The organism is Planomonospora algeriensis (assembly GCF_977012225.1).
The window spans coordinates 1-708 of the sequence record NZ_CDRNDK010001009.1; the positions used below are offsets into that span (position 1 = coordinate 1).

Here is a 708-nt window from a genome sequence, read left to right on the forward strand (position 1 = left end):
CCGTGCTGGTGGCGATCACGCTCCAGCCCGCGCTGCTCGGCTTCGCCGGCCGCCGCGTCCTGCCCCGCAGGCAGCGCGCCGCCGCGCCGGAGGACGGCGCCGGCGAGAAGGGCGCCGCCGAGAAGAAGAAGAAGGAGCGGCAGCCCCTCAGCTTCCGCTGGGGCTACTTCGTCACCCACCACCGCCTGCCGTTCATCCTGGCCGGGGTGCTCGCCCTGGGCGCGCTGGCCATCCCCGCGGCGGACATGCGCCTGGCGCTGCCCGACGCGGGCACCGCCCCGGTCGGCTCCTCCCCGCGCGAGGCCTACGACCTCACCAGCGAGGGCTTCGGCCCCGGCTTCAACGGCCGGCTGGTCGCCGTGATCACGGCCGACTCCGCGCCGGCCGCGCAGCAGGCCGTCGCGCAGGCCCAGCAGCTCATCCAGAGCACGCCCGGAGTGCTCGCCGCCGCCCCGCAGGGGTTCAACGCCTCCGGCACCACCGCGCTGCTGTCCGTGATCCCCAAGACCGGCCCGACCGACGAGGCCACCGAGACGATGGTCCACGAGATCCGCGAGCGGGTCGCCGACGTCTCCGGCGCGGAGATCGCCCTGACCGGCGTCACCGCCGTCGGCATCGACATCTCCGAGAAGCTCTCCGACGCCCTGCCGGTCTACCTGCTGCTGGTCGTGGGCCTGTCGGTCCTGCTGCTGATGCTGGTCTTCCGCT

General features: G+C 74.4%; 1 pseudogene. It reads left to right on the forward strand.

The features are described 5' to 3' along the window. Positions 1-708: pseudogene (locus ACWJ6R_RS37490) on the forward strand (MMPL family transporter); the annotation flags it as partial.